The organism is Sphingobium sp. RAC03, assembly GCF_001713415.1.
Lineage (GTDB): Bacteria > Pseudomonadota > Alphaproteobacteria > Sphingomonadales > Sphingomonadaceae > Sphingobium.
Genome location: NZ_CP016456.1, coordinates 773217 through 786725, shown reverse-complemented (window position 1 = coordinate 786725; position 13509 = coordinate 773217). Strand labels below are relative to the sequence as shown.

At 63.3% G+C, this 13509-nt stretch carries 15 protein-coding genes; 7 read left to right on the top strand and 8 right to left on the bottom strand.

Going from position 1 to position 13509, the window contains the following annotated elements; translation table 11 throughout:
- Positions 1–98: 98 nt before the first annotated feature.
- Both BSY17_RS08325 and BSY17_RS08320 read right to left on the bottom strand, forming a co-directional pair.
- Positions 99–1928 carry a DUF885 domain-containing protein gene (locus BSY17_RS08325; protein WP_069065166.1) on the bottom strand — a complete coding sequence of 610 codons (1830 nt, stop codon included), beginning with the start codon at positions 1926–1928 and terminating at the stop codon, positions 99–101.
- Between the two features lie 33 nt (positions 1929–1961).
- The gene (locus BSY17_RS08320) at positions 1962–2489 is read right to left on the bottom strand and encodes a hypothetical protein (RefSeq protein ID WP_216095607.1); all 528 of its coding nucleotides are present in this window, start codon (positions 2487–2489) and stop codon (positions 1962–1964) included.
- A 116-nt stretch (positions 2490–2605) separates the two neighbouring features.
- Here BSY17_RS08320 and BSY17_RS08315 point away from each other — a divergent pair, with 116 nt between their 5' ends.
- Together BSY17_RS08315 and BSY17_RS08310 are read left to right on the top strand one after the other, a co-directional pair.
- The gene (locus BSY17_RS08315) at positions 2606–2857 is read left to right on the top strand and encodes a type II toxin-antitoxin system Phd/YefM family antitoxin (RefSeq protein ID WP_069065165.1); all 252 of its coding nucleotides are present in this window, start codon (positions 2606–2608) and stop codon (positions 2855–2857) included.
- Positions 2857–3282, top strand: a complete 426-nt coding sequence (locus BSY17_RS08310) for a type II toxin-antitoxin system VapC family toxin (protein ID WP_216095605.1) — start codon at positions 2857–2859, stop codon at positions 3280–3282. The genes BSY17_RS08315 and BSY17_RS08310 overlap by 1 nt, the downstream gene beginning before the upstream one ends.
- A 45-nt stretch (positions 3283–3327) precedes the next feature.
- On the opposite strand, the gene BSY17_RS20900 is transcribed toward BSY17_RS08310, so the two are convergent.
- From BSY17_RS20900 to BSY17_RS08295, 3 genes are all read right to left on the bottom strand, one after another.
- Positions 3328–4290: a GSCFA domain-containing protein gene (locus tag BSY17_RS20900; protein WP_150125755.1), complete on the bottom strand. Its 963-nt coding sequence runs from the start codon at positions 4288–4290 to the stop codon at positions 3328–3330.
- Positions 4291–4574: 284 nt separating this feature from the next.
- Positions 4575–5048 carry an NfeD family protein gene (locus tag BSY17_RS08300; RefSeq protein WP_069065162.1) on the bottom strand — a complete coding sequence of 158 codons (474 nt, stop codon included), beginning with the start codon at positions 5046–5048 and terminating at the stop codon, positions 4575–4577.
- A 196-nt stretch (positions 5049–5244) separates the two neighbouring features.
- Complete coding sequence (locus BSY17_RS08295; RefSeq protein WP_069066857.1) at positions 5245–6216, bottom strand: SPFH domain-containing protein; 972 nt, start codon at positions 6214–6216, stop codon at positions 5245–5247.
- Positions 6217–6289: 73 nt separating this feature from the next.
- Between BSY17_RS08295 and BSY17_RS08290 the strand changes: the two genes are divergently transcribed.
- Entirely contained in the window at positions 6290–7105 is an 816-nt protein-coding gene (locus BSY17_RS08290; RefSeq protein WP_069065161.1) for an HpcH/HpaI aldolase/citrate lyase family protein, read from the top strand.
- Between the two features lie 4 nt (positions 7106–7109).
- Here BSY17_RS08290 and ubiG read toward each other — a convergent pair whose 3' ends face one another.
- The gene (ubiG, locus tag BSY17_RS08285; protein WP_069065160.1) at positions 7110–7847 is read right to left on the bottom strand and encodes a bifunctional 2-polyprenyl-6-hydroxyphenol methylase/3-demethylubiquinol 3-O-methyltransferase UbiG; all 738 of its coding nucleotides are present in this window, start codon (positions 7845–7847) and stop codon (positions 7110–7112) included.
- Between the two features lie 82 nt (positions 7848–7929).
- Between ubiG and BSY17_RS08280 the strand changes: the two genes are divergently transcribed.
- The 3 genes from BSY17_RS08280 to BSY17_RS08270 all read left to right on the top strand — a co-directional run bounded on the left by BSY17_RS08280 (position 7930) and on the right by BSY17_RS08270 (position 11489).
- Complete coding sequence (locus BSY17_RS08280) at positions 7930–9195, top strand: aspartate kinase (protein ID WP_069065159.1); 1266 nt, start codon at positions 7930–7932, stop codon at positions 9193–9195.
- 324 nt (positions 9196–9519) lie between these two features.
- The gene (locus BSY17_RS08275) at positions 9520–10533 is read left to right on the top strand and encodes an NAD(P)H-dependent flavin oxidoreductase (protein WP_069065158.1); all 1014 of its coding nucleotides are present in this window, start codon (positions 9520–9522) and stop codon (positions 10531–10533) included.
- An 86-nt stretch (positions 10534–10619) separates the two neighbouring features.
- Positions 10620–11489 carry a hypothetical protein gene (locus BSY17_RS08270; protein WP_069065157.1) on the top strand — a complete coding sequence of 290 codons (870 nt, stop codon included), beginning with the start codon at positions 10620–10622 and terminating at the stop codon, positions 11487–11489.
- Positions 11490–11492: 3 nt separating this feature from the next.
- Here the strand turns inward: BSY17_RS08270 and BSY17_RS08265 are convergent, their stop codons facing one another.
- Positions 11493–11906: a winged helix-turn-helix transcriptional regulator gene (locus tag BSY17_RS08265; protein WP_069065156.1), complete on the bottom strand. Its 414-nt coding sequence runs from the start codon at positions 11904–11906 to the stop codon at positions 11493–11495.
- Positions 11907–12006: 100 nt separating this feature from the next.
- On the opposite strand from BSY17_RS08265, the gene BSY17_RS08260 reads away from it, so the two are divergent.
- Entirely contained in the window at positions 12007–12741 is a 735-nt protein-coding gene (locus BSY17_RS08260; RefSeq protein WP_069065155.1) for an SDR family oxidoreductase, read from the top strand.
- Here BSY17_RS08260 and BSY17_RS08255 read toward each other — a convergent pair.
- On the bottom strand, positions 12738–13415 hold the full coding sequence (locus BSY17_RS08255; protein ID WP_069065154.1) for a winged helix-turn-helix transcriptional regulator: 678 nt from the start codon (positions 13413–13415) through the stop codon (positions 12738–12740). The two genes, BSY17_RS08260 and BSY17_RS08255, sit on opposite strands and share 4 nt — an antisense overlap.
- Positions 13416–13509: the final 94 nt, after the last annotated feature.

The window sequence follows — 13509 nt, the reverse complement described above, 5'->3', positions numbered from 1 at the left end:
ATGCCAGCATAGAGGTTTCCGTTCGCTTCGAGCGAAGTCGAGAAGCGGATAGCGCGGTGCCAGCGTTTCTCGACTTCGCTCGAAACGAACGGATGTTGTTACGCCCCCTTCCGCTCCGCCACCCACGCTTCGACATTGCTGGCCAGCACGGTCATTGGCACGCCGCCGCTTTTCACCACCGCGTCGTTGAACAGGCGGAAGTCGAATTTTGGGCCTAGTGCTGTCTTCGCCGTTTCGCGCAGGCGGACGATTTCGCCGTGGCCGACCTTGTAGCCGCAGGCCTGGCCCGGCCAGGCGCAATAGCGATCGACCTCGCCCTGGACTTCCTCGACCGTCGAGCCGTTGGTGGTGGCGAACCAGTCGATCGCCTGTTGCCGCGTCCAGCGCTTGGCGTGGAGGCCGGTGTCGACCACCAGGCGACAGCAGCGATAGGTGATCGATTGGAGATAGCCCAGCCTGCCCGCGACATCGCCGTCATAAGCCCCCAGCTCGTCGCCCAATTGCTCGGCATAGAGCGCCCAGCCCTCGCTATAGGCGTTGAAGGGGAGGAGCGAGCGGATCAGCGGGAGTTTATAGCTATATTCGCCCTGCCAGATGTGCCCCGGAATCCCCTCATGATAGGTGAGGGTGGGCAGGCTGTAGCGCGGCCAGCTGTTGGTATCGCGCAGGTTGATATAATAGTTACCGGGCACGCTGCCGTCGATCGACCCCGCGCCCGCATAGGCGCCGGGCATCCCGGCCTCGATCTCCACCGGCACGCGCTTGACGATCAGCTTGGCGGGGACGAGCGTCGCGAAGGCGCGCGGCAGGCGGGTGCGGATGTCGGTCAGGCGGCCTTCGATATAGGCCAATATCTGGGCGCGGCCCTTGTCGTCATTGGGGAAGAGGTGGCGGGGGTCTTTGCCCATCGCGGTCATGCGTTCGCCGACCGTGCCTTTCGTCATGCCCAGCCCTTTGAGCAGGCCGTCTATCTGGCCCTGCAACGCGGCGAGCTGGTCTAGGCCGAGCGCATGGACCTCGTCGGGGGTCATGGTCGTGGTGGTCCCGGCCTTGAGCGCCCAGGCATAATAGGCTTCGCCATCGGGGAGTTTCCACACGCCCGCATCCATGGTGGCACTGGCGCGCTGGCGGGTGAGTTCGGCGACCTGGGCGGCGAGCGCGGGGGCGACAGAATCGCGGACGATCTTCGCGGCTTTTGCGCCATAGTCGCCGGGCATCGACGCGGTGCGGCGGGCGAGCGAGGCGACGGGCACCCATTGGTCGATCGGCTGGCGCTGGACCGTCGCCATCTGGCCCAATGTCTTGTCGAGCAGGAAGGCGGGCGCGGTGACGCCGATGCCCGCATCATGGCGTAGCCGCTGCGTTTCGCCCGCCAGATTGGCGGCATAGGCGGACAGGCGGGCGAGATAGGCGTCGGCGTCGGCGGCGGTTTCGATGCCGTGATTGGCGTCGAGAAAGTCGGGGGTTTCGACGAAGCTGCCGGTGTTTTGCGCGACGGCATAGGGCGCGTTGCGGTAGGACCAGTTGCTGTTCATCATCGCCATGTCGCCGAACGGGAAGGCGAACCCTTCGGCCGCCAGTTCGTGGGCGGCGCGGGCGACTTCGACATCGGTGCGGGTGGCGGGCGAGAGCGGGGCCAAGTCTATGGCGCGCAAGGTGGCGAGGCGGTCGGTGACATGGGCGGCGATCTGCGCCTGGCCAGCCGGGCTTTTGTTGCCGAGGCGGCTTTTGAGCGCGGCGCGGGGGCCGGTGTCGAGGCCAAGGCCGGTGGCACTTTCCGGCGCGTCGGCAAGCATCGCTTCGGCCATGGTGGCGAGCGTGGCTTGCGCGCGGGCGTCGGGCGTGTCGGTCGCGGCGCGGGCGGGGAGGGCCGACAGAGCGAGGACGGAGGAACCGGCGACAAGGAAATCGCGGCGCGTGGCGGTCATGTAGCGTGGCTCCGACAAGGGGGTGGTCAGCGCTTAACTTCGCATATTTCCCGCAGATTTCGACATTTTATTTCGTCTGCCGGATTGATTGTGACAAGGCGCGGTAGTGGTGGGGGACGGCGTTCGCGCGGCCGCGCGGGCGGCGATGCGGGCATTATGCGGCATCGTGGCGCGGCTGCCATCGGTGCAGGCGGACAGCGCCCGCAGCGCTGCGAGCATGACCCGGCGGTCGGGCTTGGCATAATGGCCGACGACGCGGCCACCGCGCACCAGCGGTTGCCGCCGGTCGCCCCGGATCAGCGCCACGGCGCGGCCCATCTGGTCGTCCAACCCCATCTCGATCGCCCAGTCCCAGGCGGCAGCGAAGCTTTCCGCCCCCGGCCGCGCCCGCAACAAATAGGCCGAGCGCGGCGAACAGCCAACGCTCCGCGCCGCCTGCGCGACGACGCCGCACCGGGACAAGGCATCGATGAAGGCATGTTGCGCATCGGGCGTCCATCCGCGCGCGCGGCGTTGCAGCTGGACGGGGGTGAAGTGGAGCAGGTTAGGGGTGTTTGGCATGACGGAGAGCATGGCATGGGTTGGGGGATGTAGGACAGGGGGAAGTGGGGCGGGCGGCCTTGACCGTGATGGCCCATATCGAGTATGTCTGTATGTAACGACATGAGGCTGAGCCAATGACCGCGACCTTCACCAGCCGGGAGTTCAACCGCGACCCCGGCAGCATCAAACGGGCGGCGCAGTCCGGCCCGGTATTCATTACCGACCGCAACAAGCCCTCGCTCGTCGTGCTGGCGATCCGCGATTATGAGCGGCTGGCGGGGCACGGTGCGTCGCTGTTCGACGTGCTGATGCCCGATGATGCGCAGGATTTCGATTTCGATCCACCCAAGGCGCAGATTGCAGCGCGCGGCGTCGAGCTGGATTGATGTTCCTGATCGACACCAACGTCATTTCCGAAAGCCGCAAGATACGGTCGGGACGGGCCGCCGCGAATGTGGTGGAATGGCTCAAGGCGACCGACCCCAGCACGACGTTTATTTCGGCGATGACGCTATTCGAACTGGAATTGGGGGTGGTGCGGGTCGAGCGCCGGGATGCGGCGCAGGGGGCGACCCTGCGGCGCTGGATGGATCAGGTCGTGACGCCCGGCTTTGCGGGGCGGGTGCTGGCGATGGACGGCGCGGTGGCCGTCGCCTGCGCCGGGCTGCATGTGCCCGATCCAGTGAGCGAACGCGACGGCTGGATCGCGGCGACGGCGCTGGTGCACGGGTTGACGGTGGTGACGCGCAATGTCGGGGATTTTGTGGCGACGGGGGTGGGGTTGGTTGATCCTTGGGTGGAATTAGAGTGAGGGTAGGGACGCCAGGCACTTAGCATAAGCGCCTGGGTATAGCGTCTAGCCAATATAATGCTGAACAAAGGTCTGCATGATACGGGAAACCATTTCGCGCCTGACATGACGATGGTCCGGCAACCAAGCGTCAGTCGGGTTAGATAACGTAACCATTTCATATGATGGAAAATAATCTATATTCTCATCTTCGTCCGCCAGCTTTTGCGCAACGGTCCTAAGCGTCGATTTGGATAGTGTATTGGCCTGCGCGATGTCTTGACCAGAAAAGGAAACATTTAAGGGCACAGGACTAACTGTAACGATGATTTTTAGGTTTGGATTGAAATGCGTCCGCAAATAATCAATTAGATATTTAGCAGCTTCCAGATTTTCGGCATAATCAGTGATGCGACACTCGAACCGACTAAGATTGCCTGCGAGGACTTCGCTTGGTGTAAAATTAAGATAGGTGTTGGTTTTCAGATCATACCAAGTTTCGATCAAGCCTAGCGTGACGATGAAAACATCTGCCTGAGCGATCTGCTTATGAATCTTGATCGAAGCGTTGCGGGCCGACACCAAAGCATCGCGCGTTGGCAAAACGTCGTTACCTGAATAATCAATCCATCCGATCGGCGTCTCCCACATCAGATCCTCGTCATAGCCGCCGCCTTGTGCCAGTCGAAAATCATTAAGGACTGAAAAAATATTGTATCTATTGAATGATGCGGGCGAGAGTCCGCAGTCCGGCGACCAACTCAGTACGGTTTTACCTTGCGCATGAAGGGCATGCTCAATTTCTCTAGCGAAACAAGAACCGCTGGTGAACAAAGCAGGATTTTCACCGAGATGAAATTTGGGTGTTATGAACGGCGTAAATTCGCCAAATACTCTACCGCCGGCCATCTGCGCCGTGACACTTTCATATCCCCGTTCGTCCGCATCCGGGCCACCAATAGACCATTGTGCATATTCCCCAATATTTCTCATATTGCGAACGGCTTGCCTTGCAGAAATATTATGCACAGTTCGGTATACCCCTAAAATTTTCTATATATAAATGTAAATTATTTAATTTAATCTATGTATTAATTTTAATTATATGATTAATATATATTTTGTTAATAGATACCGAATTATCGGGCTCTTTGCTGAATTGCAATAGTAGGCTATGTTTACATTTCGGAACAATCACGAATTTCCTTCGACCATATCATAATTGATGGCTGCAATCGGTTGTCAATGTTGCAAAGGCTCATATTACGTTTGGTGGAACAGATGTTCGCTGATGTCGGTTGCGTGAACATGGATCATAAGGTCGCGGTGTAAAAGCGCTTGGGCGAAACCCGCTCCACCCGCAACACAGTGCCCTCACTCGCGATCACGCGCACCCGTGCGCCCACTTCCGCGTCCGCGCCGACCGCGCTCCATACGCTGTCGCCCACCTTCACCCGGCCTTCGCCGCCGGCGATCGCTTCCACCACGGTTACCGTCTGGCCGATCAGGCGGGCGGTGCGGTCGTTTAGGAGGGGGTCGGTGGAGGCGACGGGGTGGTCGGCGTACCAGCGGCGGCCGGCATAGACCGCCGCGATGCTGAGGCTTGCGAACAGGAGGAGTTGGAGGGGGAGGCCGATCGGCAGCGCGAGGGCCACGAGGCCGGTGATGGCGGCGGCGATCGAGATCCAGATGAGGAAGACGCCGGGGATCAGCACTTCGGCAATGCCCAGCAGCGCGGCGAATACCAGCCAGGCCCAATGATCTTCGAGCAGGGTGAGCAGGGTCATGGGGTGGGGGTCCTGTTGATCATCGCTACGCTGTGCCGGGGGAGGGGGTGGGAGATGGGTCCCCGCCTTCGCGGGGATGACGGGGGGTGGGGTAAAGACGCCGTTCGTTTCGAGCGCAGTCGAGAAACCTGTGCGGGGCGTTTCTCGACTTCGCTCGAAACGAACGGAGATTTGTGGCTAGAGGTGCCTATCCCGTTTACCCCTGGCTTTGGCCGAAGGGGCCGCGGCGTGGGGGTGGGGGCGTTGGCGTGGGGGTGCCGTCGTCGCCGAGGGCGGCTTTGGCCAGCGCGCCGATGCCGCCCAGCGTGCCGATCAGCTGGGTGGCTTCGACCGGGAAGAGGATGGTCTTGGCGTTGGGGCTGGTGGCGAACTGGCTGACGGCTTCGGTATATTTTTGCGCGATGAAGTAGTTGAGCGCCTGCGGGTTGCCGGCGCTGATCGCGTCGGAGACCATCTGGGTGGCGCGGGCTTCGGCTTCGGCTTCGCGTTCGCGGGCTTCGGCGTCGCGGAAGGCGGCTTCGCGGCGGCCTTCGGCTTGCAGGATCTGGCCCTGCTTCTCACCCTCGGCACGCAGGATTTCGGAAGCGCGCATGCCTTCGGCATCCAATATGTTGGCGCGCTTTTCGCGTTCGGCCTTCATCTGGCGGCCCATGGCGCTGACGATGTCGGCGGGCGGGCGGATGTCCTTGAGTTCGACGCGGGTGATCTTGATGCCCCAGGCGTTGGTCGCCTGATCGACCACGGACAGCAGGCGGGCGTTGATCTCGTCGCGCTTGGACAGGGTTTCGTCCAAGTCCATCGAGCCCATGACGGTGCGCAGGTTGGTGGTCGCCAGCTGCATGATCGCGACATAGAGTTCGGACACTTCATAGGCGGCCTTGGCGGCATCCAGCACCTGGAAGAAGACCACGCCGTCGACCGACACCATGGCATTATCCTTGGTGATGATCTCCTGCCCCGGAATATCGACCACTTGCTCCATCATGTTGATCTTGCGCCCCACGGCATAGAAGAAGGCGGGGTAGAAATTGAGGCCGGGCTTGGCGACTTCGGTGAAGCGGCCGAAGCGTTCGATCGTATATTGATAGCCCTGCCGCACCACCTTCACGCTGACCGCGAGGTAGAAGAGCACGAGGCCCGTAAGCGTGAGCGCGAAGGTGGTCAGCATCATGGTCTCCCGAAACAGGGTTGGACTATGCGCCTTATTTGTTAACGGGGGAAGGCAAACCGAGGAGAGTCCCATGTTGCTGCGTCACGCCCGTTCGCTGTTGTTCCTGCCCGCATCCAATGCGCGCGCCATCTCCAAGGCGCGGACGTTGCCGTGCGACATGGTGATATTGGACCTGGAGGATGCGGTGACCGACGACGCCAAGGAGACTGCGCGTGAGGCGGCGGTGGCGGCACTGGCCGAGGGGTTTGGCGAGCGGCTTTGTGCGGTGCGGATCAATGTGGCGGGGACGCCCTGGCACGGGATGGAGATGGTGGCGATGAAGGCGGCGGCGGCGGACTATGTCGTGCTGCCCAAGGTGGAGAGCGGGCGGCAGGTGCGCGATGTCTATAGCGTGAGCCAGAAGCCGGTGATCGCGATGATCGAAAGCGCGCGCGGAGTGCTGGCGGCGGTGGAGATTGCCGGGGCGGAGGGCTGCGCGGGGCTGTTCATGGGGAACAATGACCTGCGGCGGGATTTGGGGATTCCGGCGGGGGCGGGGCGCGAGGGGTTGGCGCTGGCCATGCAGTCGGTGGTGCTGGCGGCGCGGGCGGCGGGGATAGCGGTGTTCGACGGGGTGTATAACCGGCTGGATGATCTGGCCGGGCTGGAGGTGGAATGTGCGGGGGGCCATGCTTTGGGGTTCGATGGCAAGACGCTGATCCATCCGGGCCAAGTGGCGGTGGCGAACGGGGTGTTCGGGCCGGACGCGCAGGCGCTGGCCGATGCGCGGCGGCTGATCGCGGCGGCGACTGGCGGGGCGGAGCGCTTCGAAGGGCGCATGATCGAGACGATGCATGTCGAGGAAGCCCGCGCGCTGGTGGCGCGGGCGGAGGCGGTGGGGCTGTAGCCGATCAGGCTTGGCGATGCCGGGCGGTCAGGAAATAGTTGATCGCCTTGTTCGCCGATAGGGTGAAGCCGGTGGCGGGGGAGAAGGTCAGGCCGCTGCTGTCGATGACGTCTAGGCCTGCGGCGTCGAGCAGGGCGGTGAGTTCTTCGGGCGTCAGGAATTTGCCCCAGTCGTGCGTGCCTTTGGGGATGCCGCCGATGCTTTCGCCGATGGTGATCATGGCGATGCGCGACAAGGGGGTGCGGTTGGGGGTGGAGAGGATCATCAGCCCGTCGGGGGCGAGCTTGGCGGCGAGCGCGGCGACGAAGGCGGCGGGGTCGGCGACATGCTCGATCACTTCCATCGAGGTGACGAGATCATAGTTGCCATCGGTGACGTCCTCGACCGGGGTCGCGCGATAGTCGATGGTGAGGCCCTGAGTCGCGGCATGGGCGGCGGCGGCGGCGATATTTTCGGGCGCGGCGTCTAGGCCCGTGACGGTGGCGCCAAGTCTGGCCAGCGGTTCGGTGAGCAAGCCTGCGCCACAGCCGACATCAAGCGCGCGCTTGCCGGCAAGCGGCTGGAAGGATTGGGCGTTTGTCGGCCAATAGGTGTCGATCGCGGCGCGGATATAGGTCAGCCGCACGGGGTTGAGCTTATGCAGCATCGCGCTGGACCCGTTGGGGTCCCACCAGTCGGCGGCCATCGCCCCGAAATGGGCGGCTTCCCTGGGGTCGATCGTTGCTGTCGGGTTGCTTGCCATATCCGTATCCGCTGCTAAAGAAACGCCGTTTCGCCCTTCTGGGACATTTTCTTACTCACCAACTAGCAGGTTCGACAAGCAAATGGCACGCATCGTGATGAAATTCGGCGGCACCTCCATGGCGGGGATGGAGCGAATTCGCAACGTGGCCGCGCGGGTCAAGCATGTCGTCTCGCAAGGGCATGAGGTCGCGGTCGTCGTGTCGGCGATGGCGGGCGAGACGGACCGGCTGGTGGGGTTCTGCAAGGAAGCCTCGGCGCTCTATGACCCGGCCGAATATGATGTCGTGGTCGCGGCGGGCGAGCAGATCACCAGCGGGCTGCTGGCGATGACGCTGAAAGCGATGGGCGTGGATGCGCGCAGCTGGCTTGGCTGGCAATTGCCGATCAAGACGGTGGAAGCCCATGCCAAGGCGCGGGTGGATAGCATCGACACCGGCGCGCTGCTGGCGGCCATGGGCGCGGGCCAGGTCGCGGTGATCCCCGGTTTTCAGGGGATGATGGCGGACGGGCGCGTCTCGACGCTGGGCCGGGGCGGGTCGGACACGTCGGCGGTGGCGGTGGCCGCGGCGATCAAGGCCGATCGCTGCGACATCTATACCGACGTCGATGGCGTCTACACCACTGACCCGCGCATCGTGGCGCGCGCGCGTAAGCTCGATCTCGTCACCTATGAGGAGATGCTGGAGCTGGCGTCGGTGGGGGCCAAGGTGCTCCAGACCCGCTCGGTCGGCCTCGCCATGAAGGAAGGCGTGGTCGTGCAGGTGCTCTCCTCCTTCGATGATCCCACCCAGACCGACCTGCCCGGCACGCTGATCGTCAGCGACGAGGAACTGGAAGCCAAGCGCAAGGAAAATAAGATGGAACGTCAGCTCATCACCGGCATCGCCCATGACAAGAATGAGGCGAAGATCATCGTGACGCGCGTGCCCGACAAGCCGGGCGCGGTCGCCAGCATCTTCACCCCGCTGGCCGATGCCGCGATCAACGTCGACATGATCATCCAGAATGATTCGAAGGATACCGAGGAAACCGACGTGACCTTCACCGTGCCGCGCGCGGACCTGGCGCGCAGCGTGGACATTCTCGAAGCGAACAAGGACGTGATCGGCTTCCGCCGGATCATCACCGATACCGAAGTCGCCAAGATCAGCGTCGTGGGTGTGGGTATGCGCAGCCATGCGGGCGTCGCCGCGACGATGTTCAAGACGCTGGCCGAACGCGGCATCAATATCGAGGCGATTTCGACCAGCGAGATCAAGGTGTCGGTGTTGATCGATGAGGATGAGACGGAGTTGGCGGTGCGGGTGTTGCATACGGCCTATGGGCTGGACGCCCCGGTGGCTTGACCGCTATTTGGCTGATGCCGGGCTGCAAATGGCACCTTTCTGCGCTTCCGGTGCTCACGTGCTTTAAGCACGCTGCGCGCCGGTTCTCAAAAGGCACCATTTTCGCTCCGGCCTGAGCCAAATATCGATCAAGCCGCGCGGCCTGATGGACGTGTTGCCTCGGCGGGGCCAGGCATCCACTTAGTCAGCGTTGCTCTTTACTTCGATCGTCATTCCCGCGAAGGCGGGAATCCATCTCCAGCCCCATCCCCCGCCGCAAGGCTGGGAGATGGGTCCCCGCCTTCGCGGGGATGACGGGGAAAAAGAGACAGCAGGAAAGACTTTATGACCAACGCCAAGCTCGCTTCCCTCATGGCCCGTGGCACCGACTTTCTGGGGTGCGAGAGTGCGATCCTGTGTGGGGCGATGAGCTGGGTTTCGGAGCGGAACCTGGTGGCGGCGATTTCCAATGCGGGGGCGTTCGGGGTGATCGCGTGCGGGGCGATGACGCCGGAACTGCTCGACCGGGAGATTGCGGCGACCAAGGCGCTGACGTCCAAGCCGTTCGGCGTCAACCTGATCACCATGCATCCGCAATTGTTCGATCTGATCGACATATGCGCCAAGCATGATGTCACCCATGTCGTGCTGGCCGGTGGCCTGCCGCCAAAGGGCAGCATCGAGGCGATCAAGCAGAAGGGCGCGAAGCTCATTTGCTTTGCCCCGGCGCTGAGCCTCGCCAAGAAGCTGGTGCGGTCGGGCGTCGATGCGCTGGTGGTCGAGGGCATGGAAGCGGGCGGGCATATCGGCCCGGTATCGACGAGCGTGCTGGCGCAGGAAATATTGCCCGATATGGCCGCCCAGGTGCCGGTGTTCGTCGCGGGCGGGATCGGCCGGGGCGAGGCGATCGCCGCCTATCTGGAGATGGGCGCGGCAGGCGTGCAACTGGGCACGCGCTTTGCCTGCGCGACCGAGAGCATCGCCCATCCCAATTTCAAGAAGGCCTTTTTCCGCGCGTCGGCGCGCGACGCGATCGCCAGCGTGCAGATCGACCCGCGCCTGCCGGTCATTCCGGTGCGCTCGCTCAAAAATGCCGGGATGGAGAATTTCACCATCAAGCAGCGCGAAGTCGCCAATATGCTCGATGAGGGCACGGTCGACATGATGGAAGCGCAGTTGCAGATCGAACATTATTGGGCGGGGGCGTTGCGCCGCGCGGTGGTCGACGGCGATGTCGAGGGCGGGTCGCTGATGGCGGGCCAGTCGGTCGGCATGGTGACGAAGGAAGAGCCGGTCGCCGACATCATCGCGCAGCTGATGGCGCAGGCCACAGACGCACTGGAGCGGCGAGCCGCCTGAAGGCTTGCGACGAACGGAACATCTGGCATATTTCCTCCGAGGCAAATGCCCGGCATGACCGGGGCGCAGTCCCAGCGGAGAATTTGATGTTGCCCATGCGCCGTTCCGGCCGTCTATCCCTCGTGTCGCTGGCGGTCCTGGCCGCCTGTTCGACCCCGGTGAAGCCGCCGCCACCCACGCCGCCGCCGCCTGTGGTGGAAACGATGATGCCGCGTCCGCCGATGGGGGCGGTCGAAAATATGAGCATCCCCGAAATGGAGGATGGCCAATATCTGACCCCCAATCGCAAGGTCACGTCCAACACGGCGCTGTGGCATGTGCGGATGGCGCTCAATGTCGCGGCGCTGTCGTGCCGCAGCCCGGCCGACCTGCCGCGGTTGCAATATAACCGGTTGCTGCATGTTCACGGGCCGCTGTTGACGAAGGCCAATGAGGCGGTCGATCGCAATTATACGGTGGCTTATGGCCGCCCCGGATTATCCGCGCGGGAGCGGTTGAATACGGTCGTCTATAATTTCTTTTCGCTACCGCCCGTGACCAAGAGCTTTTGCCCGGTGGCTGAGCGCGTGGGAGCCAAACTGCTGGCGATGCCATCGAGCGCTTTGCTCGATTATGCGCCGGAGGCGTTGGCGGAGCTGGAAAAGCCGTTCCAGGATTTCTATGCGGCCTATGCCGATTATCTGCGACGGCTGGCCGAATGGCAGTCGCGGTTCGGCGCGAGCGTGACCGTGGTGGTATCGCCAACGCCGCTGCCGCCGCCGCCCGTGCCGCCGGGCGAAGCGCCGCCGCAGGGCTTTTCGCCGAGCATCACAAGCGCGATACAGCAGAATCTGCCGCCGCCGCCCGATGCGCCAGCGAAACCGCCGGTTGCGCCTGCCCAGCCAAGTGCGCCATTCCAGCCAAATGCGGCCGGGCCGAAGCTGATGATCCAGCCGCTGCCCGCCAATCAGGAATAGAGGTCAGTCGCGCGCGTCGAAACGGGCGCGCGCGGCTTCCACCGTGGCGAGGTGGGTTTCGGCCCAGGTCCACACGCCGCAAAAGGCGGCGCTGAGGCTATTGCCGAGCGGGGTCAGCGCATAGTCGACATGGGGCGGCACCACGGGATGGACGATGCGGGTGGCCAGGCCATCCCGCTCCATCTGCCGCAGGGTCTGGGTCAGCATCTTCTGGCTGATCCCTTCGACCTGGCGCGCGATCTGGGTGAAGCGGAGCGTGCCCTTTTCCTCCAGCAGTTCCAGCACCAGCAGCGTCCATTTGTCGGCGACGCGGCCAATCAGCTCGTTGACGAGTCGCTCGACGCGCGGGTCGATGGCGGCGGCGTCCTCCGAAAAATTATCGGTGGCGCGGGGGAGCGGGTGGCCTGCATTTTCCATTTCTTACCCTGTGGTGCGTATAGCACTTTGCGGTGCCTTCTTTCCAAAAGAGAGCATGGCGATAGGATGGCGGTCAACCCATTAAGACAAGGAGTGACCCATGCAGACGACAGGCAAGACCATCCTCATCACCGGCGGCGGATCGGGCATCGGCGCGGCGTTGGCGCATGAATTTCATGAAGCGGGCAATCAGGTGATCATCGCGGGGCGGCGGCAAGCGGCGCTGGATGCGGTGGTGGCAGAGCATCCCGGCATGGCGGCAATGACGCTGGATATGGAGGATGCCGCGGCGATTATCGCCTTTGCGGACAAGTTGATCGCGGATTTTCCGGCGCTCAATGCCGTGGTGCTGAACGCGGGCGTGATGATCGCGGAGGAGGGCATTGATCTCGCCATCGCGGAGACGACGGTGGCGACCAATTTGCTGGGGCCGATCCGGCTGAGCCATACGCTGTTGCCGCATCTGCGGGCGCAGTCGGCGGCAAGCCTGATCACCGTGTCGTCGGGGCTGGCCTTCGTGCCGCTGGCGGCGACGCCGACCTATAGCGCGACCAAGGCGGCGATCCATAGCTGGTCGCTGGCGATGCGCGCGCAATTGGCGGGAACGAGCGTCGAACTGATCGAGATCGTGCCGCCGGGCGTGCAGACCGACCTGATGCCGGGCCATGCCGAGAATGAGCAGATGATGCCGCTGGCCGACTATATCGCCGAGACCATGGCGTTGTTGCGGCAGCAGCCGACCCCGGCGGAAATCCATGTCGAGCGGGTGAAATTTCTGAGTGAGGCGACGCAGCGCGGCGAATTCGATCAGGTGTTCGCTATGCTCAACGGCTAGGACGGATCCGCGACGGTCGAGGGCGCCTTGGGCGGCAAGGGGAAGAGGCGGACGAAGCGGTCGGCCAGCGCCCGGTCGCCCTCGATCGTCAGGGGCACGTCCGCAAAGGAGGCGCCGCCATAGATGACCGCGACCAGCGCATTCGGGTCGCCGGACAGGATGACGTCCGCGCCCGTGGCGTCGCCTCGGTCGATGGTAAAGTCGCCGTTGCGGAGCGTGGCGCGGAATTGCTCTTCGCCAAGGCGTAGGCCGATGGTCGCGTTCATATCGCCGATGGCGCTGCGGTCGATCATGGTGCGCAGCGACAGGATCACCGACACCTGGCTCATCGGCTTGCCTGGTTGCATCGTCGGGGAGCGGCAGGCCCAGCGGCCCAGCACCCGGAACAATATTTCCGACTCGCGGCCCCAGTCGGTCAGGTCGTAGATCTGGCTCGCGGCGGGCGGGGGCAGGCGACGGCGGACGACGATGCTCTGCGCCTCCAGTTCGTCCAGCCTTTGCGTCAGCACATTGGCGCTGATTCCGGGCAGCCCGGCGCGCAAGTCGGTGAAACGCTTGGGGCCGAGCATCAATTCGCGCATGATCGGCAGCGCCCAGCGATCGCCGATGATGTCCAGCGCATGGGCGACGGCGCATCCGTCCTGATAGGCTCTTTTCCGGCTGGCTGTGACCATTGGTTATCTTTTCTAACTATGCAGTTGTTTAAGATAATCGTCACAGGCATGATCCGCAAGACGGCGAGTCGCATTTGGATCGCCGACGACCGGA